Source organism: Bacillus thuringiensis, from assembly GCF_001182785.1.
In the GTDB taxonomy this organism is placed as follows: domain Bacteria; phylum Bacillota; class Bacilli; order Bacillales; family Bacillaceae_G; genus Bacillus_A; species Bacillus_A thuringiensis_S.
The window spans coordinates 152501-178635 of the sequence record NZ_CP012099.1; the positions used below are offsets into that span (position 1 = coordinate 152501).

Here is a 26135-nt window from a genome sequence, read left to right on the forward strand (position 1 = left end):
CAGCATGCCGCGGTGAATACGTTCCCGGGCCTTGTACACACCGCCCGTCACACCACGAGAGTTTGTAACACCCGAAGTCGGTGGGGTAACCTTTATGGAGCCAGCCGCCTAAGGTGGGACAGATGATTGGGGTGAAGTCGTAACAAGGTAGCCGTATCGGAAGGTGCGGCTGGATCACCTCCTTTCTATGGAGAATTGATGAACGCTGTTCATCAATATAAGTTTCCGTGTTTCGTTTTGTTCAGTTTTGAGAGAACTATCTCTCATATATAAATGTATGTTCTTTGAAAACTAGATAACAGTGTAGCTCATATTTTTTAATTTTTAGTTTGGTTAAGTTAGAAAGGGCGCACGGTGGATGCCTTGACACTAGGAGTCGATGAAGGACGGGACTAACGCCGATATGCTTCGGGGAGCTGTAAGTAAGCTTTGATCCGAAGATTTCCGAATGGGGAAACCCACTATACGTAATGGTATGGTATCCTTACCTGAATACATAGGGTATGGAAGACAGACCCAGGGAACTGAAACATCTAAGTACCTGGAGGAAGAGAAAGCAAATGCGATTTCCTGAGTAGCGGCGAGCGAAACGGAACATAGCCCAAACCAAGAGGCTTGCCTCTTGGGGTTGTAGGACATTCTATACGGAGTTACAAAGGAACGAGGTAGACGAAGCGACCTGGAAAGGTCCGTCGTAGAGGGTAACAACCCCGTAGTCGAAACTTCGTTCTCTCTTGAATGTATCCTGAGTACGGCGGAACACGTGAAATTCCGTCGGAATCTGGGAGGACCATCTCCCAAGGCTAAATACTCCCTAGTGATCGATAGTGAACCAGTACCGTGAGGGAAAGGTGAAAAGCACCCCGGAAGGGGAGTGAAAGAGATCCTGAAACCGTGTGCCTACAAATAGTCAGAGCCCGTTAATGGGTGATGGCGTGCCTTTTGTAGAATGAACCGGCGAGTTACGATCCCGTGCGAGGTTAAGCTGAAGAGGCGGAGCCGCAGCGAAAGCGAGTCTGAATAGGGCGTTTAGTACGTGGTCGTAGACCCGAAACCAGGTGATCTACCCATGTCCAGGGTGAAGTTCAGGTAACACTGAATGGAGGCCCGAACCCACGCACGTTGAAAAGTGCGGGGATGAGGTGTGGGTAGCGGAGAAATTCCAATCGAACCTGGAGATAGCTGGTTCTCCCCGAAATAGCTTTAGGGCTAGCCTTAAGTGTAAGAGTCTTGGAGGTAGAGCACTGATTGAACTAGGGGTCCTCATCGGATTACCGAATTCAGTCAAACTCCGAATGCCAATGACTTATCCTTAGGAGTCAGACTGCGAGTGATAAGATCCGTAGTCAAGAGGGAAACAGCCCAGATCGCCAGCTAAGGTCCCAAAGTGTGTATTAAGTGGAAAAGGATGTGGAGTTGCTTAGACAACTAGGATGTTGGCTTAGAAGCAGCCACCATTTAAAGAGTGCGTAATAGCTCACTAGTCGAGTGACTCTGCGCCGAAAATGTACCGGGGCTAAATACACCACCGAAGCTGCGAATTGATACCAATGGTATCAGTGGTAGGGGAGCGTTCTAAGTGCAGTGAAGTCAGACCGGAAGGACTGGTGGAGCGCTTAGAAGTGAGAATGCCGGTATGAGTAGCGAAAGACGGGTGAGAATCCCGTCCACCGAATGCCTAAGGTTTCCTGAGGAAGGCTCGTCCGCTCAGGGTTAGTCAGGACCTAAGCCGAGGCCGACAGGCGTAGGCGATGGACAACAGGTTGATATTCCTGTACCACCTCTTTATCGTTTGAGCAATGGAGGGACGCAGAAGGATAGAAGAAGCGTGCGATTGGTTGTGCACGTCCAAGCAGTTAGGCTGATAAGTAGGCAAATCCGCTTATCGTGAAGGCTGAGCTGTGATGGGGAAGCTCCTTATGGAGCGAAGTCTTTGATTCCCCGCTGCCAAGAAAAGCTTCTAGCGAGATAAAAGGTGCCTGTACCGCAAACCGACACAGGTAGGCGAGGAGAGAATCCTAAGGTGTGCGAGAGAACTCTGGTTAAGGAACTCGGCAAAATGACCCCGTAACTTCGGGAGAAGGGGTGCTTTCTTAACGGAAAGCCGCAGTGAATAGGCCCAAGCGACTGTTTAGCAAAAACACAGCTCTCTGCGAAGCCGTAAGGCGAAGTATAGGGGGTGACACCTGCCCGGTGCTGGAAGGTTAAGGAGAGGGGTTAGCGTAAGCGAAGCTCTGAACTGAAGCCCCAGTAAACGGCGGCCGTAACTATAACGGTCCTAAGGTAGCGAAATTCCTTGTCGGGTAAGTTCCGACCCGCACGAAAGGTGTAACGATTTGGGCACTGTCTCAACCAGAGACTCGGTGAAATTATAGTACCTGTGAAGATGCAGGTTACCCGCGACAGGACGGAAAGACCCCGTGGAGCTTTACTGTAGCCTGATATTGAATTTTGGTACAGTTTGTACAGGATAGGCGGGAGCCATTGAAACCGGAGCGCTAGCTTCGGTGGAGGCGCTGGTGGGATACCGCCCTGACTGTATTGAAATTCTAACCTACGGGTCTTATCGACCCGGGAGACAGTGTCAGGTGGGCAGTTTGACTGGGGCGGTCGCCTCCTAAAGTGTAACGGAGGCGCCCAAAGGTTCCCTCAGAATGGTTGGAAATCATTCGTAGAGTGCAAAGGCATAAGGGAGCTTGACTGCGAGACCTACAAGTCGAGCAGGGACGAAAGTCGGGCTTAGTGATCCGGTGGTTCCGCATGGAAGGGCCATCGCTCAACGGATAAAAGCTACCCCGGGGATAACAGGCTTATCTCCCCCAAGAGTCCACATCGACGGGGAGGTTTGGCACCTCGATGTCGGCTCATCGCATCCTGGGGCTGTAGTCGGTCCCAAGGGTTGGGCTGTTCGCCCATTAAAGCGGTACGCGAGCTGGGTTCAGAACGTCGTGAGACAGTTCGGTCCCTATCCGTCGTGGGCGTAGGAAATTTGAGAGGAGCTGTCCTTAGTACGAGAGGACCGGGATGGACGCACCGCTGGTGTACCAGTTGTTCTGCCAAGGGCATAGCTGGGTAGCTATGTGCGGAAGGGATAAGTGCTGAAAGCATCTAAGCATGAAGCCCCCCTCAAGATGAGATTTCCCATAGCGTAAGCTAGTAAGATCCCTGAAAGATGATCAGGTTGATAGGTTCGAGGTGGAAGCATGGTGACATGTGGAGCTGACGAATACTAATAGATCGAGGACTTAACCATATAATATGTAGCAATGTTATCTAGTTTTGAAGGAATATATATTTAAAATTCCTTTTGACATTCTGAAAAGAATGTGTATAATGATAAAAGTCTGGTAATGATGGCAGAGAGGTCACACCCGTTCCCATACCGAACACGGAAGTTAAGCTCTCTAGCGCCGATGGTAGTTGGGACCTTGTCCCTGTGAGAGTAGGACGTTGCCAGGCTTGTATTATTCCGCAGTAGCTCAGCGGTAGAGCTATCGGCTGTTAACCGATCGGTCGTAGGTTCGATTCCTACCTGCGGAGCCATTATGCTTCCATAGCTCAGCTGGTAGAGTACTTCCATGGTAAGGAAGAGGTCACCGGTTCAAGCCCGGTTGGAAGCTTGGAAAAAGTTTTTAAATTTTTGGCCCGTTGGTCAAGTGGTTAAGACACCGCCCTTTCACGGCGGTAACACGGGTTCGAATCCCGTACGGGTCACCACTTTTGGAGGATTAGCTCAGCTGGGAGAGCACCTGCCTTACAAGCAGGGGGTCGGCGGTTCGATCCCGTCATCCTCCACCATATATGTTTAAATGTCGGAGGGGTAGCGAAGTGGCTAAACGCGGCGGACTGTAAATCCGCTCCTTCGGGTTCGGCAGTTCGAATCTGCCCCCCTCCACCATTTTCTTAAAAATAACCTGAAAGGGTTTATTTTTTTGAGAAGATAACCATACTAGTAAATATTAATGGGCTATAGCCAAGCGGTAAGGCAACGGACTTTGACTCCGTCATGCGCTGGTTCGAATCCAGCTAGCCCAGCCATTTACGAGCCATTAGCTCAGTTGGTAGAGCATCTGACTTTTAATCAGAGGGTCGAAGGTTCGAATCCTTCATGGCTCACCATTTTCGCGGAAGTAGTTCAGTGGTAGAATACAACCTTGCCAAGGTTGGGGTCGCGGGTTCGAATCCCGTCTTCCGCTTTATTACTAAGGGGCCTTAGCTCAGCTGGGAGAGCGCCTGCCTTGCACGCAGGAGGTCAGCGGTTCGATCCCGCTAGGCTCCATCTAAATAGAAAAAGCTTACATCATATGATGTAAGCTTTTTTGTGTTTAAAAAGACAACTTTTATATTTATCGTTTAAAATGAAGAAAACGTAAAAATAAGGGATGGGGGATAATTGTGAAAGTTGTTATTGCATCTGATTCATATAAAGAAAGCCTAAAAGCTATAGAAGTATGTGAAGCTATTGAAAGAGGTTTTAGAGCAATTTTTCCTAATGCAAAGTATGTGAAAATACCAATTGGAGATGGAGGAGAAGGGACGGTTGAATCGCTTGTTGATGCTACAGGGGGGAGAATTATATCAATTAGTGTGACAGGACCGCTTAGAGAAAGTGTACAAGCTTTTTATGGCGTGTCTAAAGATAAAAAGACAGCGTTTATTGAAATGGCAGCAGCATCAGGATTACAGCACGTTCCAGTTGAAAAGCGAAACCCACTTATTACAACGACAAAAGGAACAGGAGAACTTATATTACATGCGCTAAATCAAGGGGCGGAGTACATAATTTTAGGACTTGGAGGAAGTGCTACAAACGATGGTGGGGCAGGCATGTTAGCAGCTTTAGGAGTAAGATTTATAAATGACAAGGGTGAAGTAATAGATCCATCTGGAGGTACGTTACATTCGATTGTTGCTATTGATTTTTCACAAATGGACCCACGCTTAAAGGGGGTAAAGATAGAAGCGGCATGTGATGTGGATAATCCATTAGTCGGAATGCAGGGAGCATCTTTCGTATTTGGGAGACAAAAGGGTGCGAATGTAGAGATGATGAAAGAGCTAGATGAGAATTTAAAACATTATGCGAATATCCTTAAAAGATATGTATCTTCTGATGTATCTGAAATACCTGGTGCAGGGGCAGCAGGAGGAATGGGAGCGGCTGTTATTTCAGTGCTAAAGGGAGACTTGCGAAGGGGCATTGAAATTGTATTGGATTATACAAATTTCGATAAACATATAGAAGATGCAGATCTCATTATAACTGGTGAAGGTAGAATAGATGAACAAACTGCATATGGGAAGGCTCCTGTTGGTGTTGCGGGGCGTGCGAAACGTTTTTCTGTGCCTGTAATTGCTATTGGAGGGTCTGTATCATCTGATTATTCAGCCGTGTACGAGAAAGGAATAGATGCGGTATTTAGTATTACAACGAGACCGATGACACTAGAAGAAGCATATAGAGTAGCAGAAGAAAATATTGAAATGACAACGAAGAATATTGCAACAGTATGGAAAATAGCGTCAGAAAAACACTTCTAAATGTAGGGTTGTTTTTTTATTATTATTTAATAATAGTGATTGTGATTGTTTCATTAAGTTAACTTTATACATAGAATAGTCTTGAAATTTGATTTTCAACGTGAATATAAGTGAATAATTTGTATATCCATACAGAAAAATGTCGAGTTGAGTCAGACTATATAAAAGATTTAAAATATTTAGTGAAGGCACAGAAGGGGGATACTATCTATGAAAAAAGAAATCTCAGTTATTGGAGTTCCAATGGATTTAGGGCAGATGCGTCGTGGCGTTGATATGGGACCGAGCGCAATCCGTTATGCAGGGGTAATTGAAAGAATTGAAGAAATTGGATATAACGTTAAAGATATGGGAGATATACGTATAGAGAGAGAAAAAGAGATAGATGAAAATACAAAATTAAGAAACCTTACACAAGTTGCAACTGTATGTAATGAATTAGCAAGTAAGGTGGATCATATTATAGAAGAAGGTCGTTTTCCACTTGTATTAGGTGGTGACCATAGTATTGCTATCGGTACATTAGCTGGTGTAGCAAAACATTATAAAAACTTAGGTGTTATTTGGTATGATGCACACGGTGATTTAAATACAGAGGAAACTTCACCATCTGGAAATATTCACGGTATGTCACTTGCAGCAAGTTTAGGTTATGGACATTCTTCACTTGTAGATTTATATGGAGCATATCCAAAGGTGAAAAAAGAGAATGTCGTAATTATCGGTGCGCGTGCATTGGATGAAGGAGAAAAAGATTTCATTCGCAATGAAGGTATTAAAGTGTTCTCAATGCATGAAATTGATCGTATGGGGATGACGGCTGTTATGGAAGAAACAATCGCATATTTATCTCATACTGATGGTGTACACTTATCATTAGATTTAGATGGTCTTGATCCTCATGATGCACCAGGTGTTGGGACGCCTGTAATTGGTGGTCTATCTTATCGTGAAAGCCACTTGGCGATGGAAATGTTGGCAGAAGCGGATATTATCACATCTGCTGAATTTGTTGAGGTAAATACGATTTTAGATGAGAGAAATAGAACGGCAACAACAGCAGTTGCTTTAATGGGTTCTTTATTCGGTGAAAAACTAAAATAAATGTAAGAAAAGCAACTGAGAAGTTGCTTTTTTTATTTGAAAATAAGCGTATAATAATGATTTATATTATACTGTACAATAAAAATGTTTGACATCTTACCAATTTGAGCTAAAGGGGGTTGTTTGTAATTGTCGTTTGTTTCATGTATGGTATAATTAACTAGTTGTTGGAAATACATACAGATAGAGCATAAAACAATATTTCAATATATGGATAGAATTGCTCGTAAGTAGGAGGAAGGGTTAGCATGCCTTTTGAAGATACGACCATTTTGAAATATCTTAGTACGGTATTAGATATTGCCGTTGTATGGTTTATTATATATAAGCTAATTCTCATAATCCGAGGGACGAAGGCTGTTCAACTTTTAAAAGGGATTACAGTTATTATTGTCGTTCGGATGATCAGTATTTTCCTTGAATTGCATACGCTATATTGGCTAACTGAACAAGTATTAACGTGGGGATTTTTAGCCGTTATTATTATCTTTCAGCCAGAATTACGAAGAGCACTTGAGCAGCTAGGACGCGGGAGTTTATTTTCGCGTGTTGGAACTCATGAGGATGATGAACCTGAGATGGTTGCAACAGCGATAGCAAAAGCAACCGAATATATGGGAAAACGTAGAATTGGTGCATTAATTACTTTGTCAAAAGAGACCGGTATGGGTGATTATGTGGAAACGGGTATTCCGCTGAATGCAAACGTATCATCGGAACTACTTATTAATATTTTTATTCCAAATACACCTCTTCATGACGGAGCAGTAATTATGCAAGGAAGTACAATTAAAGCAGCAGCATGCTATCTTCCATTATCAGAAAGTCCGTTTATTTCTAAAGAATTAGGAACTAGACATCGTGCTGCAATGGGAGTTAGTGAAGTCACTGATAGTATTACAGTAGTTGTGTCGGAAGAAACTGGTCAAATTTCTTTAACGAAAAATGGCAAGTTGCATCGTGACTTGAAGACAGAACAGCTGAAGGATATGTTATTAGCTGAATTTAGTGGAAACGAAAAAACGACTTCTTCGTCTTTATGGAATTGGAGGAGAAAGCGTCATGGATAAGTTAATGGAGAATCATTGGTTTTTAAAAGGGATCTCATTACTATTGGCGTGTATGCTTTTTATGTCAGCGACGTTAACTGAAAAAAATACGACATCAGGTATAGTACCTTTCGCGAATGATGCGAAAGAAACATTAACTAATTATGGTATTAAGGTTAAGTATGATGAAGAGAAATATATTGTAAGTGGTATTCCGTCAGAGGGCGTTAAAGTGAAGTTAGAGGGCCCAAAGGCAGCAGTTGCTACAGCAAAAGCAAAAAAACAATTTGACATAACAATTGATTTGCGAGATAGTGCAAAAGGAACTTATGAAGTTTCTTTAAAAACGAACGGGCTTCCAGATGATGTGAAAGGAACAGTTCAGCCATCAACAATTAAAGTTACTCTTCATGAAAAGGCGAGAAAATATGTTCATGTAGATTTGAAATTATCAAATGAGGATCAGATGCCAGCGGGAGCTACTCTCGAAAAATCAAACCTTAAACCGGATACTGTTGAGGTAGTTGGGACGAAAGAAGAAATTGAAAGTATTTCATCTGCCAAAGCGTATGTTGATTTAAAAGGTGTTAATAAAACTGTTACAAAAACGCCCGAAGTTACATTATACAATAAAGAAGGAAAACGTTTAAATGTAAGAACAAGTCCATCTAAGATTAGTGTAACGTTGAATGTGGCAACGCAAACTACAGCCAATAATACTGAAAAAACTGTTCCTATAACATACACGAAAAAGGGGAGTTTAGCAGAAGGATTGGCAATTACAAATATTAGTGTTGAGCCAAAAGAAGTAACGATAGCAGGTCCAAAAGATATTTTGGATAATATACAATCGATAGAGGGGGTCGAAGTAGATCTTAGTCAATTGACAGAGTCTACAACATTCGATGCCTCTGTTTTATTACCCAAGGGTGTAACAAGCGCAAAACCGAATCAAGTGAAAGTTTCGGTGGGAGTGCAAAAAACAAAACAAACGAAAACAAAAACGATTGATGGTATCCCAATCCAAAAAAATGGACTTTCTAAAGATGTTACTGCTCAGTTACTTTCGCCGCAAGATGGAAAGATAAGTGTTGATATTTCAGGAGAAGCAAGTATAGTAGATAAAATAACAGCTGCTCAAATAACAGCGGTAATTAATTTGCAAAATATATCTCCAGGGACGAAAGATATTTCCATTCAAGTGAGTGGTCCTGGTAATATTTCAATAGAGTCAAAGCAAAAAAATGCTAAAGTTACTATTGTGAAAAAAGAAAAACCAGATAAAGAAGTACAGGGTAACGGTCAAGAACCGGATTCAAACACCAATCAAGAAAATCAAACTGAGAAACCAAAAAATCCTGAACCTAATCCAGAAAAGGAACAGGAAAATAATCAAAACCAAAATCAAGATAAAGATAAAGAAACTAGTCAAGAACCAACAGTAGATAACCATAATCAAAAAGAGCAAGAAAAAGGAGCGAATCATAATGGGTAAATATTTTGGTACAGATGGAGTACGCGGAGTTGCAAATAAGGAGTTAACACCTGAATTAGCTTTCAAAATTGGGCGTTTTGGCGGTTATGTATTAACAAAAGATACAGATCGTCCAAAAGTAATTATCGGTCGTGATACACGTGTATCTGGCCATATGTTAGAAGGAGCTTTAGTAGCAGGTCTATTATCAACTGGAGCAGAAGTAATGCGCCTTGGCGTTATTTCTACACCGGGCGTTGCTTATTTAACAAAAGCACTAGACGCACAAGCGGGTGTTATGATTTCTGCATCTCATAATCCAGTACAAGATAACGGTATTAAATTCTTTGGTTCAGACGGTTTTAAATTAACAGATGAGCAAGAAGCTGAAATTGAAGCTTTATTAGACAAAGAAGTTGATGAACTACCACGTCCAACAGGTACTAATCTTGGACAAGTGAGCGATTACTTTGAAGGTGGACAAAAATATTTACAGTACATTAAACAAACTGTTGAAGAAGATTTCTCTGGTCTACATATCGCTTTAGATTGTGCACATGGTGCAACTTCTTCTCTAGCTCCATACTTATTTGCAGACCTAGAAGCTGACATTTCAACAATGGGAACTTCACCGAACGGTATGAATATTAACGAAGGTGTAGGATCTACACATCCAGAAGTATTAGCTGAATTGGTAAAAGAAAAAGGTGCGGATATCGGACTTGCTTTTGATGGCGATGGCGACCGTTTAATTGCTGTAGACGAAAAAGGAAACATCGTTGACGGTGATCAAATTATGTTTATTTGTGCGAAGTACATGAAAGAAACTGGTCAATTAAAACATAATACAGTTGTTTCAACTGTTATGAGTAACTTAGGTTTCTACAAAGCACTTGAAGCAAACAATATTACAAGTGATAAAACAGCAGTTGGTGACCGCTATGTAATGGAAGAGATGAAACGCGGTGGTTACAACTTAGGTGGAGAACAATCAGGCCATATTATCTTACTTGATTACATTACAACTGGTGACGGAATGTTAAGTGCACTTCAACTTGTAAACATCATGAAAATGACGAAAAAACCATTATCTGAGCTTGCAGGAGAAATGACGAAATTCCCACAATTGCTAGTAAACGTTCGTGTAACAGATAAAAAATTAGCATTAGAAAATGAAAAAATTAAAGAAATTATTCGTGTTGTAGAGGAAGAAATGAACGGTGATGGCCGTATTCTTGTTCGTCCATCTGGAACAGAGCCACTTATTCGTGTAATGGCAGAAGCACCAACACAAGAAGTTTGTGATGCATATGTACATCGCATTGTAGAAGTTGTGAAAGCCGAAGTTGGCGCTGAGTAATTAGCTGAATTTATATGAAAAAGGAGCACAAAAAGTGCTCCTTTTTCATATGTTTTATAGACGATGAAAAAAATTTCATTGACGGTTTATCCATGTTTGTTATAAGATGGTCTTGTTCTTTTTCTCAAAGGAAATATTGTAAATTATAAAAGCGCCAGAACTACAAATAGTGTAGTTGACGAGGTGGGGTTTATCGAGATTTCGGCGGATGACTCCCGGTTGTTCATCACAACCGCAAACTTTTACTTAAATCATTAAGGTGACTTAATGGACAAAGGTGAAAGTGTGATGAGAGAAGAGGAACGGATGAAAACTAGCTGTATAAGTATATACGGACTTAAACCCAATCGAGAGGAAGGTGAAAGCCGTTACAAGCTTACAGGGCTAGCAATATGTAATCCGTTTTTTAGTATAAATAAAAATGGTATCGGACTATGTCGTTACATGTTCGCAGAGCAGTGTAAGCATTTGTAACGGCGACTAAACATGTGTGGAATCGTAGGATTTATTGGAGAGCAAGATGCAAAGGAAATTTTATTAAAAGGTTTAGAAAAGCTAGAATATCGTGGATATGATTCAGCAGGTATTGCAGTACAAGCAGAGAACGGTGTTGTTGTATACAAAGAAAAAGGCCGTATCGCAAAACTTCGTGAAATCGTAGATGAGAACGTAGCAGCAAGCGTAGGTATCGGACACACACGCTGGGCTACACACGGTGTTCCAAGTAAAGTAAACGCGCATCCGCATCAAAGTACATCAAAACGCTTTACACTAGTTCATAACGGTGTAATTGAAAACTATGAATTAGTGAAAAAGGAATATTTACAAGATGTAACGTTCGTAAGTGAAACAGATACAGAGATTATCGTACAGCTTATGGAACAACAAGTGAGCACAGGATTAAGTGTAGAAGAAGCGTTCCGTAATACGCTATCTCTTTTACATGGCTCTTATGCAATCGGATTACTTGATGCTGAAAATCCAAACATGATTTATGTTGCTAAAAACAAAAGCCCGCTATTAGTAGGTGTTGGTGACAACTTTAATGTTGTGGCAAGCGACGCTATGGCGATGTTACAAGTTACAGATCAATTTATTGAGTTAATGGATAAAGAAATCGTAATCGTAACGAAAGAAAGTATTACAATTAAAAACTTACAAGGTGAAACGATTGAACGTGCACCGTTTACAGCGGAATTAGACGCAAGTGATATTGAAAAGGGAACATATCCTCACTTCATGCTTAAAGAAATCGATGAGCAACCACTTGTAATCCGTAATATAATTCAAAAGTATCAAGATGAAAATGGCGAAATTGAATTAAATCAAGACATCCGCAATGCGATTTTAGATAGCGATCGTATTTACATCATTGCATGTGGAACGAGTTATCATGCAGGTCTTGTTGGAAAACAATTTATCGAGAAGTTTGCAAAAATGCCAGTTGAAGTGCATGTAGCAAGTGAATTCTCTTACAACATGCCATTATTAACAGAAAGACCATTCTTCATTTACATTTCACAAAGTGGTGAAACAGCTGATAGCCGTGCAGTACTTGTACAAACAAATGAAATGGGTCATAAAGCATTAACAATTACAAACGTGCCTGGTTCTACGCTTTCTCGTGAAGCGGATTATACACTTCCGTTATACGCTGGACCAGAAATTGCAGTTGCATCAACAAAAGCTTACACAGCACAGCTTGCAGTACTTTCAATTTTAGCAGCTGATATTGCTAAAGCAAAAGGTGAAGTTCTTGATTTCGATTTAACACACGAACTAGGACTTGTAGCAAATGCAATGATAGAACTTTGTGATCAAAAAGAAGAAATGGACGCATTAGCAAAACAATTTTTAGCGACAACGCGTAACTGTTTCTTCATCGGACGTAGCGTAGACTTCTACGTAGGATTAGAAGGTGCGTTAAAACTAAAAGAAATCTCTTACATCCAAGCAGAAGGATTTGCTGGAGGAGAGTTAAAACACGGTACAATCGCTTTAATCGAAAATGGTACACCAGTTATCGCACTTGCTACACAAGAGCACGTAAACCTTGGAATTCGTGGTAACGTGAAAGAAGTAGTAGCACGCGGAGCTAACCCATGTATCATCTCAATGAAAGGCTTAGAAATGGAAGGAGACAGCTTCGTATTACCAGCTGTACACGAAGCACTAGCACCGCTAGTAGCAGTTATTCCATTCCAACTTATCTCATACTACGCAGCACTTCACCGCGAGTGTGATGTTGATAAGCCACGTAACTTAGCTAAGTCTGTTACGGTTGAGTAGGAGATTGGTAGGTTAATAAATATAGTTATAGCTTTAAAATAAATTTACAAATTTGTACCCCTTTAGATATTTTATCTAAAGGGGTATTTTTGTGTCGAAAAAGAACATCTAAAATTGATAAGTGGATAGTGGGAGATGGAAAGAACCCGACTAATGAAAGTCTTATTTTATCTGATTTGGAATAGAACTACTTTTATTTATCTGAATTTTCCGTTATCATTTTAAGTATTCGTGACCGATTTTCTTTATTATGACAAGAAGAGACGATAGATTCATGGACATTACAAGGGGGTATATTGATGAAAGTGAATGAAAAAACATATTTAAGTATAGAAGAGATTATTTCATTATCGGCCTTAACAAGTACAAATATAAGTGATGATGGCAACAACGTAGCGTTTGTTAAGAAGACGACTAACTGGAAAGACAATACATATAGAAACCATGTATGGGTATATGAAAAAGATAAGGGGCAGAGTTATCCATTAACAAATGAGGATATAGATAGTACATGCCCGTCATGGTCTCCAAGTTCTAGGGATATTGCATACCTTAGCCCTGTTGGTAATGGGAAAAATCAAATCTTTATTAAGTCACTAGATGGTTATGGTGGGGTGCAAATTACTGATGAGGAAGAAGGGATCAGTACATTCAAATGGGATCCTACGGGTAAAGGTTTTTATTATGTTGCACAATCAAAAGAATGTGAGGAAATAAAGAAACGTAAGGAACAATATGGAAATTTCCAACATGTAGGCAAGGAACATCAGAATAATTGTTTATATTACATTGAAATAGAAAAAGTGATACAAAATGATAAAGAGGAACAAGGGGTTAGTGGTGTTTATCAATTAACTGATGGTAAGGATTTTTATATCCATGGATTTGATATTTCAGATGATGGGGCAAAGGTTGTATTTATGGCTACACCAAGCCTAAACGATCATATGAATGGTGATCTATACATATTAGATGTTGAAGCTAGGGAACTACAACAGATGAATGTAGATAAGTTGTTGGGCGGGAGCGTTTGTTTTTCTCCAGAGGGCAGCAAAATCTGTTACTCAGCAAGCATAAGAGAGAAGGATTACTATAGAAACCATATACAAGAAAGTATAGTAGAGATATATGATATGAATACTGGAGAGGTAATTCAGCCTCTAACAAATTTTGATAGTACGGTTACGCCATTACAGTGGACAGCTAAAGGCATTTTAATTAGATGGCAGGATAAAACGAATTATCGTATTGGATTACTAGCTGAAGGTGGCACTGTGGAAGCATTAAGCGACAAAGTAGATGGCTTTATAATGGATGCCTCTATAACAAAGGATGGAAATCATATAACCTATAATAAGGCTATAACAAATGAAACCTTTGAAATCTATTTGGATGATAAAAAAATAACGGATGAGAATAGCTTTTTCGAAGGGAAGCTTAAAAGTAAGAGGGAAGTCATCTCATGGAAAAGTAGTGATGGTCTTGAAATAGAGGGTGTTATATCAACCCCCGTAGAGTTTGACACTAATAAAAAATATCCTTTATTAGTAGTAATTCACGGTGGGCCGGCTTGGGCATCCTTTCCGATATTTTCAGACTGTTTCAATGAGAAATATCCGATTGAACAGTTTATCGAAAAAGGCTTTATCGTTTTAGAGCCAAACTACAGAGGAAGTTCTGGTTATGGTAATGAATTCTTAAAAGCAAACTATAGAAAACAGGGAATCGCTGACTACGATGATGTTATATCAGGGGTGGATAAACTAGTTGATCAAGGGATAGTAGATACAGATAGAGTAGGAGTTATGGGATGGAGTAACGGAGGATATATATCAGCTTTCTGTTCTACATTTAGCAGTAGATTTAAAGCTATTTCAGTTGGTGGTGGAATTACTAATTGGCGCACTCATTATGTAAATACAGATATTCCTTACTTTATTAGGATGTATTTAGGGGATAATCCATGGAATGATCCAGAAATATATACGAAAACATCACCAATGACATATATTAAATCGGCCTGTACTCCTACCTTAATCCAACATGGTGAAAAAGATGCAAGAATTCCGACTGCAAATGCATATGAGCTATATCAAGGGTTAAGGGGTATGGAAGTTGATACAGAATTAATTATATTTAAAGGAATGGCATATAGTCCTAATCAGCTGGGAATGAATGTAGCTATTATGCAACAGAATTTGATGTGGTTTTCACACTATATTCTTGGAGAGAGTATGGAGGGTTTTAGGACTTTATAATGGATATTTGTACAGGATATACATAAGGTTGAAACAGTCTTCATATTGAGATGATTTATTATAAAATATATACTTAAACTACTATCAGTACACACATCAGGGAGGACTAATATGACAGGAAATAAAAATGACTTACTAGTAGAAAAACGTGAAGAGTTATTGAAAGTATTGCAAGCTCGTTTTGAGAAAAACATGAACCGCCATGAAGGTCTTGAATGGGCTAAAGTTGAAACGAAGCTGACTACTAATAATGAAAAATTGTGGTCACTTAACGAAATGGAAGTAACTGGCGGTGAGCCGGATGTTGTCGGTTATGATGAAGAAAAGGACAAATATACTTTCTATGATTGTTCAAAGGAGAGTCCTAAAGGCCGCAGAAGTCTTTGTTATGATCTTGAGGCGTTAGAATCAAGAAAAAAACATAAACCAGAAAATAACGTTATTGATGTTGCCAATGCTATGGGCATTGAACTATTAACAGAAGAACAATATCGGGAATTGCAACAACTTGGCGATTTTGACATGAAATCATCAAGTTGGGTACAAACACCTTCAGATATTCGAGAACTCGGTGGTGCTCTATTTTGCGATTATCGCTTCGGTCATGTTTTCGTGTACCACAATGGAGCAGACTCTTACTATGCTGCCAGAGGTTTTCGTGGCTCGTTAAAAGTTTAAATTAGGATAAATAAGAAAAAGAGCCTATAGGCTCTTTTTCTTATTTATATTTTAAAAGTAAACTGTTACTACGCAGTTTTACTTAATTTATATGTTCCGTGGTTGTTTTTACGGAAAAGTTTAGGGAAAACATAGCCATCTAATCCAATACGTCCAGCGTTTTGCCCTGCAACTAAAATGAACATAGTCAAAATAAGTAGGTTTGGGTTTACACTAACAGTTCCGCTTAATAAAAATGAAAGATTCATTATGATTCCGAAAAATGCAGCTGTTTTTGTTAATCCGCCTAAAATTAAACCTAGACCTACTAAAATTTCTCCCCATTGAACTAAAAAGCTAAATAGGTCTGCGTTTGGAAGAACAAAATGTTGAAGAAAATCTGCCCACCAACTTTGTACTGCAGGGTGGTCACCTGATGCTTGAGCAATAGCACCTTTTAGAAAACCACTTGCGTCAAAAGATTGTCCGAAGACTTTGCCTATCCCAGCAGCGAGCCATGTATACCCTATGTAAAGCCGTAATAATAATAATATGAAAGTAGCACGTTTATCAGTTCTTAAAAAATTGATAACCATTGAAATCCCTCCAATATTATATTTACAAGTTTATTATATATCCATTGTGAAAAGATTCACAATGGAGGAAATGTGAACGAATATATGTTGTGAGTAATTGTTTTATTTTTTGTAACATTTCATCTTTTTTGATAGACTAATAATAGAGATATATCAAAAGGAGGCAAAGACTAGATATGTGGATGAACTTGTAATGATTAGAAACTACTAGATAGATAAATTTTGCTCTCATAAGTGAGGGTTTATTTAGCTATTTGTAAATCATGCAAGGACTGCATAGTTGGCTTGTACATCCCTTTTGTAAGGACAGAGGTCTAGGTGGGGAAATTTATATCTCTTATATAAAATATGCGTCCTTTAAACTTGGAGGAGTATATGATGAACCAATTAAAAAATAAAGTAGCAGTTGTTACAGGCGTAAGTCGTCTAGACGGTATAGGCGCAGCAATTTGCAAAGAATTAGCTGAATCAGGATACGATATATTTTTTACGTACTGGACGGATTATGATAAAGAGATGCCATGGGGCGTTGATAAAAATGAACAAATACAATTAGAAGAAGAGCTATTACAAAATGGTGTTAGAGTATCGAGCATGGAGTTAGATTTAACTCGGAATGATGCACCGAAAGAGCTTATAAATAAAGTTACTGAACAATTAGGGTACCCTCATATATTAATTAATAATGCAGCATATTCTACGAATAATGATTTCTCTACGTTGACTGCTGAAGAATTAGATAAGCATTATATGGTGAATATTCGTGCGACTACATTGCTCAGTAGTCAATTTGCCCGAGGATTTGATAAGAAATCTGGTGGTAGAATTGTTAATATTACTTCGGGGCAATTTCAAGGTCCTATGGCAGGAGAACTAGCTTATGCGACAACGAAGGGAGCTATTGATGCTCTTACTAGTACGTTGTCAGCAGAGGTAGCTCATTTAGGAATAACAGTGAATGCAATTAATCCAGGACCAACCGATACAGGATGGATGAATGAAGAGATAAAACAAGGGTTAAAGCCGATGTTTCCTTTTGGCAGAATTGGTGAGCCAAAGGATGCAGCTAGACTCATTAAATTTTTAGTAAGTGAAGAAGCTGAGTGGATTACGGGGCAAGTTATTCATTCAGAAGGTGGATTTAAAAGGTAAAGTGAAACTTTAATCAGTGGGGGGTTCATCCCCCACTGATTATTAGTTGAACCAATCGGGCTTTTACGGGCAGTGATTCCCCCGCCTAACTTTTTTGCTTCCGCTGAATTTTGAGGCGGGATCTTACTGCCCGTTAATGCGGGATAAAAAGAAGGTATCTCCCCCTGGGGAGATACCTTCTTTTTTAATCTTTCTTCAGTCTTCGTGCAACACCATTACCTAAAGACTGTAATCCTTGAACGAGGATAATTAGAATAAAGACGGTTGCATACATTACTTCTGGTTCGTAGCGTAAATGTCCGAAGCGATATGCTAAGTCCCCTAGCCCGCCAGCACCTACAAGACCAGCCATTGCTGTTGCGCCGATTAAGCCAATCGTTGCAATTGTTAATCCAAGTACAAGGGAGGGACGAGCTTCTTTCACCATAACATGCCAAATGATTTTTATAGTAGAAACGCCCATCGCTTGGTAGGCTTCAATGACACCGCGATCTACTTCTAGTAAAGCCGTCTCCATTAAACGTGCGATATAGGGAGCTGTGAAGACGACAAGTGGTACGATCACCCCTTGCACGCCAATGGATGTTCCCATTAGAAACTTTGTAAAAGGTAAGATGAAGAATAATAGAATGATAAATGGAAGAGAGCGAATGATATTAATAACCGTATTAAGAATAGGATAGATGATTTTATTTTCACGCTGCCCACCAGGTCTCGTTAAAACAAGTGTGACGCCAAGTGGTAATGCAATAAGGATAGAGATAAGTAATGAAATAGATGTCATTTGAAAGGTTTGAATTGTGGCTTCCCATATGACTTTACCCCATTCATCCAAAAAGGACTTGTTTCCCATAATCTGTTCTACCTCCTTCTACAATGATTCCTTGCTCTTGTAAAAATGATAAAGCACGGTGGATTTCATTTTGTTCTCCTTGCATATGAACGACTAGTTTCCCATATGCTTCATGTTTTAACTGCGTAATATTACCGGATAAAATATTCGGATACACTTGGAAACGTTTTGTGGCAACAGCTAAGGCAGGTTCACCTGAAGTAGTGCCAATAAATGAAAGTGTTACAATTTCTCCAGTATTCTGTAGTTCTTTCTGTACCTCTTCTGGAATTTTAGCTGCAAAGGCGCTATTTACAAATTTCTTCGTTGTTACATGTTGTGGGTTTGTGAAAATATCTTTCACAGTCCCACTTTCGACTACAGATCCATGTTCCATAACGGCAACGCGGTCGCATATACGTTGGATAACGTTCATTTCGTGTGTAATGAGTAAAATCGTAATTCCAATTTCTTCGTTAATCTTTAATAACAAATCAAGAATAGAATCAGTTGTTTCTGGATCTAAAGCGCTCGTTGCTTCGTCACTTAATAACACTTCAGGCTCATGTGATAGTGCACGTGCAATTGCAACGCGCTGTTTTTGACCGCCAGAAAGTTCACTTGGATAAGCATCTTTTCGATTGAAAAGATCGACAATGCGTAAATATTTTTCTACCCTTTTTTTAATTTCCGCTTTTGGAATGCCAGCAAGGCGTAAAGGTAATGCAATGTTTTCATAGATGGTAACAGTTTTAAGTAAATTGAATCCTTGAAAGATCATTCCGATTTTTTGTCTCGCTTTTGCTAGTTCTTTTGTCGATAACGTTGTTAAGTCTTGTTCGTTTACAATGATATTTCCTGTCGTTGGTTTTTCTAATAAATTTACACATCGAATCAATGTGCTTTTACCAGCGCCGCTATACCCAATGATTCCAAATACCTCGCCTTTTTCTACTTTAAGGGAAGTAGACTTAAGAGCCTCAACAGTCCCTTTTTTTGTTGAAAATACTTTGGATATGTTTTTAAATTCAATCATTATCGTCAGCTCCTACCAAGATGGTAAAACTGAACCATCAAATTTTTTCTCGATAAACTCTTTTACTTCTTTAGATTGATAAGCTTTCTTTAATTTATTTACAACGGCATCATCTTTATTTTCAGTACGAACAACAACCCAGTTCACATATGGTGAATCTTTTCCTTCGCGGAAAATAGAATCTTTCGCTGGACTTAATTTTGCACCTAATGCAAAGTTTGTGTTAATTGCAGCTGCTTTTACTTCACTTAGTTGCGTTGGTAATTGAGATGCCTCTAATTCGACAATCTTTAATTTTTTTGGATTTTCAATTACATCTTTTGCAGTCGCTTTTTCTGTAGCCTTTGGATCAACTTTTAAAACCCCTGCTTTTTCAAATAATTTTAAAGCTCGAAGTTCATTCGTTGGGTCATTTGGTACAGCAATCGCATCGCCGTCTTTTAAGTCTTTTACATCTTTTATATCTTTAGAATATACGCCCATAGGGAATGTTACTGTTGAAAATACTTCAGCTAATTTCATATTGCGTTCAGCTTTAAATACATCTAAATACGATTTCGTTTGGTAGCTATTTACATCAAGGCTTTTTTCATCTAAAGATACGTTTGGCGCTACATAATCATTAAATACTTTTATATCAATTTCCAGACCATCTTTTGCTGCAACTTCTTTTACCTTTTCAAAAATTTGTTCATGTGGTCCACCTGTTACACCGACAGTAATCTTTTTCTCGTCTAATGCTTTTACCTCTTTATCTGAACTCGCACTACATGCGCCTAATAATAATACTGCTCCGCTTACAATGCTTAATAATACCTTTTTCATCTATAAATCCCCCTTCATATACGTTCCAAAATAAAAAGCACCTCCCAAAAATAAGAGAGGTGCCGAATAGACGAAATAGATTCCTCCCTTATCTTCCAAAACGAAAACTCGTTTTGCAGGAATTAGCACCTTAGCTTATACGTCATAAGCTCGGTTGCCGGGCATCATCGGGCCAGTCCCTCCGCCACTCTTGATAAGAGTATGTGTATGTAGTTTTAAATATGGTACTAATAGTAAATCGTACAAAAAGAATTGTCAATAATATTTTCAGAATATATTTTATTTTAAGGTAATCGAAACATTTCCTTTCTTATGGCCCATTTCTACATACGTATGGGCTTCTACAACTTCTTCTAATCGGTAAATTCTATCAATAACAGGTTTTAGCTTTTCTGTTTCAGCTAGTTGTTTTAGTAGGTTCATATCTTCTTTACTGACCTTTGCCATCATTCCGTTCACAGATACATATTTTCCATTAGGCATTAATGCATCTGTACAAAGAGACTTTTTATATTTTCCAACTGCGTCAAATATAATATCGTAGTGATCGCCCCGCTTAGTAAAATCTTCTTTCATATAATCAATTACGTTGTCTGCCCCTAAAGCTGTTACTAAATCGAAATTCGAACTACTACAAATGGCTGTGACAGTCGCCCCGAAGTATTTAGCAAGTTGTACGGCTGCCGTCCCTACTGACCCAGAGGCGCCGTATATAAGTACTTGTTGCCCTTTTTTTATCTGTCCTTTTCTAAGGAAGTGCAATGCTGAAGTTCCGCCAAAAGGAATAACAGCAGCTTCTTCATAGGTCACATTGGTAGGTTTTAATGCTATTAATCCACTTTCATGCACGCATGTGTATTCGGCATAACCACCAAGGTTGAGTTCTGTTAATGCAAAAACTGGATCCCCTTTTTTAAATTGTGTTACATCTGTTCCAATGTCTTCGATTTCACCGGATAACTCTACGCCAAGTATAGGTTTTCTCGGTTTTCTGAAACCTAATATGATCCGCATAGGAATCCAAAATAAGAGGGGGCTATTAAAGCCACGTATTCTACAATCTCCAGTCGATACACTTGTTGCGTGAATTTTAACTAATACTTCATTTTTTTTAGGTTTAGGCTTTTCTACATTTTGAAGCTGGAGAACATTAGGTGGTCCATACTTTGTGCAAATAATCGCTTTCATAATGACCTCCTGAAATGAGTTGTTATTATTTACATCATATTTAAACTTTTTCTCAAACATGTTGTTATATAGGAAATAAATTTAAAGATAAATATTACGAATTATATAGATTTCATAGGAATAGAGATGATATTATTTTTGGGAAGGAGGGGACGTTATGAAAAAACTTATTTTAATTTCAAGTCTAGTACTTGCAGTCGGTCTAGGAGTAGGGTGTAGTAATGAGGAAACAAAAAAGACTGATGAACCGAAAAAAGAAGCTGTGCAGAAAGAAAAGGAATTAACAGCGAAGGATGTTTTCAATAAAGCGAATGAAGCTTTTAAAAACGAAGAAAATGTAACGATGACATATGATGTGGGAATAAAGGCTGAAGGAACAGAGATGAATGTAATGAAGGCCAAAATGCAACTAGAGCCGAAGAAAAAAAACTCTCGTTCTGAAATGAATGTTTCTGGTACAGAGGTTATTGTTTATGATGTAGGTGGCAAAATTGCTGGTCAGGTGAAAAATCCTAATACGGGTGAAGTGATGTCTGTACCAGAGGAACAATTAAATGCTAACGGAATGAACGCGACTCAAGGAATGGTAGATAATTTAGAGATTCCATCGGAAATTTTAAATAAAGTAAAGATGGAGAAAAGTGGAGATAATTATAAACTGAAGTTTGCATTAAAAGGGCAAGAGACAGAGAGTATGCTAGCTAGTATGGATGAAAAGCAGAAACAAATGCTACAAGGCCAAAATGCAAAGATAGAAGAAATAGATGGGGAATATATTATTACAAAAGATTTTAAATATGAATCAGCAAAGATAGATATGGTTATGAGTAGCAATGGTAAGGATAAAGCGCACATTATTACGGATGCAAAGTTTACATCGTATGATAAATTTGATCCAATACAATTGCCAGCAGCAAAGTAATCACTGTCAAGAGAGGTACCTGAAAGAACGGGTATCTCTTTTTGTTGCTAATAAGGAGAGTGTCCTTTGAAAAAAAGAAAGATAGCAGTGGTCATTGTCGCATATACGGTTTTGCTTGCAACGTCTGTACATACGTATAAAAAACAAATTGATCATCCTATTATGAGTGATGTAGGTAAATTGCTTCCGACAAAAATAAAACGTGTTGAAAGTGCTACGGAAGAGCACTCGTTAATAAAATTAGTGCGAGATGCAAAAGTTTCAGGAGAGAAAATTTCCATTGCAGGCATGCAACATAGCCAAGGAGGACAGACATATTATCCGAATGGCACGATGCTCGATATGAAAGGATATAATAAAATATTAGAATTCGATCCAGAGAAGAAGCGGATTACAGTTCAAAGTGGTGTCACGTGGAATGATATTCAGAAGAAAATAAATCCATATGGCCTTGCGGTACAGGTCATGCAGTCTCAAAATATTTTTACTGTTGGTGGTTCATTAAGTGTAAATGTACACGGGCGTGATATTCGTCATGAGGCACTAATTGATACAGTAGAGTCATTCAGATTGTTAATGGCAGATGGCACGGTATGTAATGTAAGTAGAGAAGAAAATGTAGAGTTATTTCCATATGTCATTGGTGGTTACGGTTTATTTGGAGTTATTTTAGATGTGACGCTGAAGTTAACAGATGATGAATTATATGAAATGCACACGAGAATGATAGATTATAAAGAATACGCATCTTATTTCAAAGAGAAAGTGAAAAGAGATGAGAATGTTCGTATGCACTTAGCGCGTATTTCTGTTGCTCCAAATTCATTTTTAAAAGAGATGTATGTGACGGATTATACTTTGGCACAAAATCAAAATATGAGAGAAGAGTACAGTGAATTAAAGGAAGAAAATATTATAGCTGCACCTAAATTTTTACTTGGGTTATCACGTTATAGTGATTGGGGAAAGAATACATTTTGGGATATACAAAGAGGTTATTTTGAACGTACAGATGGAAAGTATGAGACGCGTAATAATGTTATGAGATCAGATAGTGCTTTTATGGAATATGAAAATCCAAATAGGACCGAAGTGTTACAAGAATACTTTGTGCCTATAGATGCTTTCACGGAGTATATAGATGATTTACGTAACGCATTAAATGAAGAAGAGTTTAATTTACTCAACATTACGATTCGTTACGTGGAAAAGAATGAAAATGCAGTTTTGTCCTATGCGAAAGATGATATGTTTGCGCTGGTTCTTTTGATTAACCAGGGACGCTCAGAGAGTGAGATAAAGAAAACAGAGGATGTCATTCGGAAGATGATTGATGTTACTTTAAAGCATAACGGTAGTTACTATTTGCCGTATTATTCTTATCCAACGAAAGAGCAGTTAAAGAGGGCATATCCTCGTATTGAAGAATTTCTCAAGAAAAAGAAGGAAGTAGATTCAGAAGAGAGATTTGTGAATTTATTTTATAGGGAGTATACGAAATGACATATAGAAGATTTGTGGCTTCGCAAAGTATCATCATGATGGCAGGAAGTATGGTATTTCCTTTTTATATATTATTGCTTCGAAACGTTGGAAATAGCTTCTCGCAATTTGGCTGGGCGTATGGCTTATTTGCTTTAACATCAGCACTTGTATATCCACTAGTGGGAAAGATATCTGATCAAGTAGGGGATAAAAAATTATTAATAATATACGCTTGGTCCATGGCAATCTTAATGCTTTGCTTTCCGATTGCCACGGAAGTATGGCATGTGTATATTCTTCAAATTGTAATGGGAGTTTTAGGTGCTGTGCAGCGTAATACTGAGAAGACTTCATTAGCACGAAAGGTTGCGCAGGAAAAGGCTGGTTATGAGATTGGAAAATACCATGTGTGGACATCCATTGGCGGAGCAGTAGCGGTTATTGCCACGGGATATTTAGTAGATTTCTTTACGATTGGTACAATTTTTTATATTGCATCTATTCTATATGTAGTGAGCGGGATTGTATTAAGTAGTAAAAAAATATAACTATTCCTATTTTCACCTTAATACCCTTTATTTGTTATACTAAAAGGGAATACAAAAGAAAAGGGGACAGTGCCTTTGATGAAATTTGTAGTTTTAGCTATTCTTACTTTGTTTTTGATTCCATGGACAAGAAGCAGTAGTAAGCTTCGAGCAGTGGATAAGAAGGGAGATAAGAAGGTTGTAAAGGGTAAGAAATCATCTATTTTAGTTATTCCTGTTTTATTTTGGATAGGTATTGCAATCTATGAATACTTTTGGCTAATTGATGATCGAGTAGATTCGATTCTTACTCATTATTCTGTTGCAGTAGCAATTTTAATTGGGCTTGTTTTATTTTCACAAGATCAAATAGGGAAATTAGAAGGTACGCTAAAAGGACTTCTAATGTTTATTTTACTCGCAAGTTACGGCTACTTTGGTTATTTGCACGATATAGTAATCTCGCAAAAGAAATATGATTCTGTTGTTAAGGTAGAGAAAGATATTTCAGAGCCATTTACTGAAAATGACCAGCCGTTTACAGTGCCGCCAAAGACAGCGGAGAATAAGATGAAAAAAGTATTTGGTGATATTCCGAAAGTAGCTTATTTTGAGCTAGGAGAATTAACGCCACAAATGGTAAACGGCGAAGCTTTATATGTAGCGCCAATTGAAGTTTCAGGATTTTTTAAAGCGCGTAAAGCTGAGACAATTCCAGGGTATGTAACGATGTCAGGTACGAATCCTGATGCGGAAGCGAAACTGCACCTCGGTTATAAAATGAAATATGTGCCAAGCATGTTTTTTGGTAATAAGTTAGAGCGTGTGGTAAGGCAAGCAGAACCAAATTTAATCTTTAAAGGAAAACCTAAATTTGAGGTTGATGATAAAGGAAAACCATATTATACAATGACGTATGGTGAATTTATTTCAGGAAGATCTGGATTTGAGGTAGAAGGTGTTGTCGTAGTAGATGCACAAACAGGTGAAGTGAAAAGATATAATAAAGGAAAGGCACCTAAATTTGTTGATGGTGTATTAAATCATGAGACTGCATCTACGTTAAATACGTACTTTGGTAAATATATTCACGGATTTTGGAATACGAAATTCTCACAAACAGATATGAAAATTCCGACTGAGTGGGGAACGAAAGAAGGCGTGACCCCGATCTTTGGTAAAGATGGAACACTGTATTATTTTACAGACTTTACTTCTCCAAAAGAAGGAGTAGATTCAGCCCTAGGCTATTCATTAGTAGATGCACGCACAGGCAAGCTATATTACTATAATGGAAAAGAAGTAAAGGGGATTATGGATGGTTCAGCAGCTACAGAAGTAGTAGATAATTCCTTTAAGAGAGAGAAATGGCATGGGACAATGCCTGTCATTTATAACGTATACGGAAAACCAGCTTGGATTATTCCGGTTGTTGATGACGGAGGCCTAGTACGTGCACATACAGTTGTATATGCTGCTAATGCAAAAATATTTGCGACAGGTTCTTCGCAGAAAGAAGCGCTTGAGAATTATAAAAACGTAATGAGTGGTAATGGTGATACCTTTAGACCAACCTCAACAGGAAAAGAAGCGCAAAAAGAAGGTATTGTACAACGTGTATATAAAGAGAAATCAGGTGAAAATACAATCGTGTACGTACTTTTAGAGAATGAACAAAAGGTATTTATGATACCGGTGAAGAAATTCCCGTATGCTATGTTTACAGAAGTAGGAGACCCAATTCAAATTACATATTTAGATACAGGAGAGATGATGGCCTCGGTATCTAAATTTACGAATAGCAATGTGAAAAAGTAAAGCGATAGAATTTCTATCGCTT

Annotated in this window: 19 protein-coding genes, 9 tRNA genes, 3 rRNA genes and 1 riboswitch (1 of these 32 cut by a window edge); of the genes, 26 read left to right on the forward strand and 5 right to left on the reverse strand. The window is 38.7% G+C overall.

Features of this window, described 5'->3' with window-relative positions; all coding sequences use genetic code 11:
- The 21 genes from AC241_RS00880 to AC241_RS00980 all read left to right on the forward strand — a co-directional run.
- Window positions 1-185, forward strand: a 16S ribosomal RNA gene (locus tag AC241_RS00880); it begins 1367 nt to the left of the window's first position.
- A 146-nt stretch (window positions 186-331) separates the two neighbouring features.
- A 23S ribosomal RNA gene (locus AC241_RS00885) occupies window positions 332-3253 on the forward strand.
- Window positions 3254-3343: 90 nt separating this feature from the next.
- Window positions 3344-3459 (forward strand): 5S ribosomal RNA (rrf, locus tag AC241_RS00890).
- The 16S, 23S and 5S rRNA genes sit together here with 9 tRNA genes alongside, the layout of an rRNA operon.
- Before the next feature lie 9 nt (window positions 3460-3468).
- Window positions 3469-3543: transfer RNA gene (locus tag AC241_RS00895), tRNA-Asn, on the forward strand.
- 4 nt (window positions 3544-3547) lie between these two features.
- Window positions 3548-3620: transfer RNA gene (locus AC241_RS00900), tRNA-Thr, on the forward strand.
- A gap of 22 nt (window positions 3621-3642) precedes the next feature.
- Window positions 3643-3717: transfer RNA gene (locus AC241_RS00905), tRNA-Glu, on the forward strand.
- Window positions 3718-3722: 5 nt separating this feature from the next.
- Window positions 3723-3798: transfer RNA gene (locus tag AC241_RS00910), tRNA-Val, on the forward strand.
- A gap of 16 nt (window positions 3799-3814) precedes the next feature.
- Window positions 3815-3898 (forward strand) — tRNA-Tyr (locus tag AC241_RS00915).
- 65 nt (window positions 3899-3963) lie between these two features.
- Window positions 3964-4038, forward strand: a tRNA-Gln gene (locus tag AC241_RS00920).
- A 5-nt stretch (window positions 4039-4043) separates the two neighbouring features.
- Window positions 4044-4119: transfer RNA gene (locus tag AC241_RS00925), tRNA-Lys, on the forward strand.
- 5 nt (window positions 4120-4124) lie between these two features.
- Window positions 4125-4196: transfer RNA gene (locus AC241_RS00930), tRNA-Gly, on the forward strand.
- 10 nt (window positions 4197-4206) lie between these two features.
- Window positions 4207-4279, forward strand: a tRNA-Ala gene (locus AC241_RS00935).
- A 116-nt stretch (window positions 4280-4395) separates the two neighbouring features.
- Complete coding sequence (locus AC241_RS00940) at window positions 4396-5541, forward strand: glycerate kinase (protein ID WP_000869577.1); 1146 nt, start codon at window positions 4396-4398, stop codon at window positions 5539-5541.
- A gap of 210 nt (window positions 5542-5751) precedes the next feature.
- The gene (rocF, locus tag AC241_RS00945) at window positions 5752-6645 is read left to right on the forward strand and encodes an arginase (protein WP_000711581.1); all 894 of its coding nucleotides are present in this window, start codon (window positions 5752-5754) and stop codon (window positions 6643-6645) included.
- Between the two features lie 248 nt (window positions 6646-6893).
- Window positions 6894-7715: a diadenylate cyclase CdaA gene (gene cdaA / locus AC241_RS00950; protein WP_016084011.1), complete on the forward strand. Its 822-nt coding sequence runs from the start codon at window positions 6894-6896 to the stop codon at window positions 7713-7715.
- Window positions 7708-9189 carry a CdaR family protein gene (locus AC241_RS00955; RefSeq protein ID WP_029441428.1) on the forward strand — a complete coding sequence of 494 codons (1482 nt, stop codon included), beginning with the start codon at window positions 7708-7710 and terminating at the stop codon, window positions 9187-9189. Before cdaA ends, AC241_RS00955 begins: the two co-directional genes overlap by 8 nt.
- Window positions 9182-10528 (forward strand): phosphoglucosamine mutase, encoded by a 1347-nt coding sequence (gene glmM, locus AC241_RS00960; RefSeq protein ID WP_000521479.1) that lies wholly within the window; start codon window positions 9182-9184, stop codon window positions 10526-10528. Before AC241_RS00955 ends, glmM begins: the two co-directional genes overlap by 8 nt.
- Window positions 10529-10816: 288 nt before the next feature.
- Window positions 10817-11002: a hypothetical protein gene (locus AC241_RS00965; RefSeq protein WP_001206405.1), complete on the forward strand. Its 186-nt coding sequence runs from the start codon at window positions 10817-10819 to the stop codon at window positions 11000-11002.
- 12 nt (window positions 11003-11014) lie between these two features.
- Complete coding sequence (glmS, locus tag AC241_RS00970) at window positions 11015-12817, forward strand: glutamine--fructose-6-phosphate transaminase (isomerizing) (protein WP_016084009.1); 1803 nt, start codon at window positions 11015-11017, stop codon at window positions 12815-12817.
- 299 nt (window positions 12818-13116) lie between these two features.
- Window positions 13117-15075, forward strand: a complete 1959-nt coding sequence (locus AC241_RS00975) for a S9 family peptidase (RefSeq protein WP_050842396.1) — start codon at window positions 13117-13119, stop codon at window positions 15073-15075.
- A gap of 111 nt (window positions 15076-15186) precedes the next feature.
- Entirely contained in the window at window positions 15187-15753 is a 567-nt protein-coding gene (locus AC241_RS00980; protein ID WP_050842398.1) for a DUF4256 domain-containing protein, read from the forward strand.
- A 68-nt stretch (window positions 15754-15821) separates the two neighbouring features.
- On the opposite strand, the gene AC241_RS00985 is transcribed toward AC241_RS00980, so the two are convergent.
- Window positions 15822-16328, reverse strand: coding sequence for a DoxX family membrane protein (locus AC241_RS00985; protein WP_000236367.1), 507 nt, complete (start codon window positions 16326-16328; stop codon window positions 15822-15824).
- Between the two features lie 375 nt (window positions 16329-16703).
- Here AC241_RS00985 and AC241_RS00990 point away from each other — a divergent pair, with 375 nt between their 5' ends.
- Entirely contained in the window at window positions 16704-17480 is a 777-nt protein-coding gene (locus AC241_RS00990) for an SDR family oxidoreductase (RefSeq protein WP_016084004.1), read from the forward strand.
- Between the two features lie 184 nt (window positions 17481-17664).
- Here the strand turns inward: AC241_RS00990 and AC241_RS00995 are convergent, their stop codons facing one another.
- From AC241_RS00995 to AC241_RS01010, 4 genes are all read right to left on the reverse strand, one after another.
- Window positions 17665-18333, reverse strand: coding sequence for a methionine ABC transporter permease (locus tag AC241_RS00995; protein ID WP_000527153.1), 669 nt, complete (start codon window positions 18331-18333; stop codon window positions 17665-17667).
- Window positions 18308-19348, reverse strand: a complete 1041-nt coding sequence (locus tag AC241_RS01000) for a methionine ABC transporter ATP-binding protein (RefSeq protein WP_050842400.1) — start codon at window positions 19346-19348, stop codon at window positions 18308-18310. Before AC241_RS01000 ends, AC241_RS00995 begins: the two co-directional genes overlap by 26 nt.
- 12 nt (window positions 19349-19360) lie before the next feature.
- On the reverse strand, window positions 19361-20173 hold the full coding sequence (locus AC241_RS01005) for a MetQ/NlpA family ABC transporter substrate-binding protein (RefSeq protein ID WP_000756981.1): 813 nt from the start codon (window positions 20171-20173) through the stop codon (window positions 19361-19363).
- 85 nt (window positions 20174-20258) lie between these two features.
- A riboswitch (SAM riboswitch) is annotated at window positions 20259-20373 on the reverse strand.
- 79 nt (window positions 20374-20452) lie between these two features.
- Complete coding sequence (locus AC241_RS01010) at window positions 20453-21361, reverse strand: NAD(P)-dependent alcohol dehydrogenase (RefSeq protein ID WP_050842401.1); 909 nt, start codon at window positions 21359-21361, stop codon at window positions 20453-20455.
- A 157-nt stretch (window positions 21362-21518) separates the two neighbouring features.
- Here AC241_RS01010 and AC241_RS01015 point away from each other — a divergent pair, with 157 nt between their 5' ends.
- The 4 genes from AC241_RS01015 (at window position 21519) to AC241_RS01030 (ending at window position 26113) form a co-directional block, all read left to right on the forward strand.
- A complete protein-coding gene (locus tag AC241_RS01015) occupies window positions 21519-22283 on the forward strand; it encodes a DUF6612 family protein (RefSeq protein ID WP_016083999.1) in 765 nt (254 codons plus the stop codon).
- Between the two features lie 66 nt (window positions 22284-22349).
- Window positions 22350-23786 (forward strand): FAD-binding oxidoreductase, encoded by a 1437-nt coding sequence (locus AC241_RS01020; RefSeq protein ID WP_050842403.1) that lies wholly within the window; start codon window positions 22350-22352, stop codon window positions 23784-23786.
- A complete protein-coding gene (locus tag AC241_RS01025; protein WP_029441435.1) occupies window positions 23783-24316 on the forward strand; it encodes an MFS transporter in 534 nt (177 codons plus the stop codon). Before AC241_RS01020 ends, AC241_RS01025 begins: the two co-directional genes overlap by 4 nt.
- 78 nt (window positions 24317-24394) lie before the next feature.
- Complete coding sequence (locus AC241_RS01030; protein WP_050842405.1) at window positions 24395-26113, forward strand: DUF3981 domain-containing protein; 1719 nt, start codon at window positions 24395-24397, stop codon at window positions 26111-26113.
- Window positions 26114-26135: the final 22 nt, after the last annotated feature.

What these genes read in the sequence shown, in the direction of transcription:
- rocF (WP_000711581.1), top strand. Translation starts at nt 5,752, where the DNA reads ATGAAAAAAGAAATCTCAGTTATTGGAGTTCCAATGGATTTAGGGCAG.
- AC241_RS01015 (WP_016083999.1), top strand. Translation starts at nt 21,519, where the DNA reads ATGAAAAAACTTATTTTAATTTCAAGTCTAGTACTTGCAGTCGGTCTA.
- glmS (WP_016084009.1), top strand. Translation starts at nt 11,015, where the DNA reads ATGTGTGGAATCGTAGGATTTATTGGAGAGCAAGATGCAAAGGAAATT.
- cdaA (WP_016084011.1), top strand. Translation starts at nt 6,894, where the DNA reads ATGCCTTTTGAAGATACGACCATTTTGAAATATCTTAGTACGGTATTA.
- AC241_RS01030 (WP_050842405.1), top strand. Translation starts at nt 24,395, where the DNA reads ATGAAATTTGTAGTTTTAGCTATTCTTACTTTGTTTTTGATTCCATGG.
- AC241_RS01000 (WP_050842400.1), bottom strand. Translation starts at nt 19,348, where the DNA reads ATGATTGAATTTAAAAACATATCCAAAGTATTTTCAACAAAAAAAGGG.
- AC241_RS00995 (WP_000527153.1), bottom strand. Translation starts at nt 18,333, where the DNA reads ATGGGAAACAAGTCCTTTTTGGATGAATGGGGTAAAGTCATATGGGAA.
- AC241_RS00980 (WP_050842398.1), top strand. Translation starts at nt 15,187, where the DNA reads ATGACAGGAAATAAAAATGACTTACTAGTAGAAAAACGTGAAGAGTTA.
- AC241_RS00990 (WP_016084004.1), top strand. Translation starts at nt 16,704, where the DNA reads ATGATGAACCAATTAAAAAATAAAGTAGCAGTTGTTACAGGCGTAAGT.
- AC241_RS01025 (WP_029441435.1), top strand. Translation starts at nt 23,783, where the DNA reads ATGACATATAGAAGATTTGTGGCTTCGCAAAGTATCATCATGATGGCA.
- AC241_RS01005 (WP_000756981.1), bottom strand. Translation starts at nt 20,173, where the DNA reads ATGAAAAAGGTATTATTAAGCATTGTAAGCGGAGCAGTATTATTATTA.
- AC241_RS00975 (WP_050842396.1), top strand. Translation starts at nt 13,117, where the DNA reads ATGAAAGTGAATGAAAAAACATATTTAAGTATAGAAGAGATTATTTCA.
- glmM (WP_000521479.1), top strand. Translation starts at nt 9,182, where the DNA reads ATGGGTAAATATTTTGGTACAGATGGAGTACGCGGAGTTGCAAATAAG.
- AC241_RS00955 (WP_029441428.1), top strand. Translation starts at nt 7,708, where the DNA reads ATGGATAAGTTAATGGAGAATCATTGGTTTTTAAAAGGGATCTCATTA.
- AC241_RS01010 (WP_050842401.1), bottom strand. Translation starts at nt 21,361, where the DNA reads ATGAAAGCGATTATTTGCACAAAGTATGGACCACCTAATGTTCTCCAG.
- AC241_RS00985 (WP_000236367.1), bottom strand. Translation starts at nt 16,328, where the DNA reads ATGGTTATCAATTTTTTAAGAACTGATAAACGTGCTACTTTCATATTA.
- AC241_RS00965 (WP_001206405.1), top strand. Translation starts at nt 10,817, where the DNA reads ATGAGAGAAGAGGAACGGATGAAAACTAGCTGTATAAGTATATACGGA.